The 288-nt window shown below is 48.3% G+C and carries 3 tRNA genes; all 3 read left to right on the forward strand.

Annotation, left to right across the window (positions count from 1 at the left end):
- The 3 genes from LOK41_RS28795 to LOK41_RS28805 all read left to right on the forward strand — a co-directional run bounded on the left by LOK41_RS28795 (position 1) and on the right by LOK41_RS28805 (position 278).
- Positions 1 to 76, forward strand: a tRNA-Lys gene (locus LOK41_RS28795).
- A gap of 16 nt (positions 77 to 92) precedes the next feature.
- A tRNA-Leu gene (locus LOK41_RS28800) sits at positions 93 to 173 on the forward strand.
- Between the two features lie 30 nt (positions 174 to 203).
- A tRNA-Gly gene (locus tag LOK41_RS28805) sits at positions 204 to 278 on the forward strand.
- Positions 279 to 288: the final 10 nt, after the last annotated feature.

Below are 288 nucleotides of genomic sequence, written 5' to 3' on the forward strand. Positions count from 1 at the left end.
GAGCCATTAGCTCAGTTGGTAGAGCATCTGACTTTTAATCAGAGGGTCGAAGGTTCGAGTCCTTCATGGCTCACCATTTATTAAAATAATATGCGGGTGTGGCGGAATTGGCAGACGCACCAGACTTAGGATCTGGCGCCTTTGGCGTGGGGGTTCGACTCCCTTCACCCGCACTTTTAATAAAATCTCTCATAACATGTCTTGCGGAAGTAGTTCAGTGGTAGAATACAACCTTGCCAAGGTTGGGGTCGCGGGTTCGAATCCCGTCTTCCGCTCCAATTTTCAATA

It is taken from the genome of Bacillus sp. TL12 (assembly GCF_022625245.1).
In the GTDB taxonomy this organism is placed as follows: Bacteria; Bacillota; Bacilli; order Bacillales; family Bacillaceae_G; genus Bacillus_A.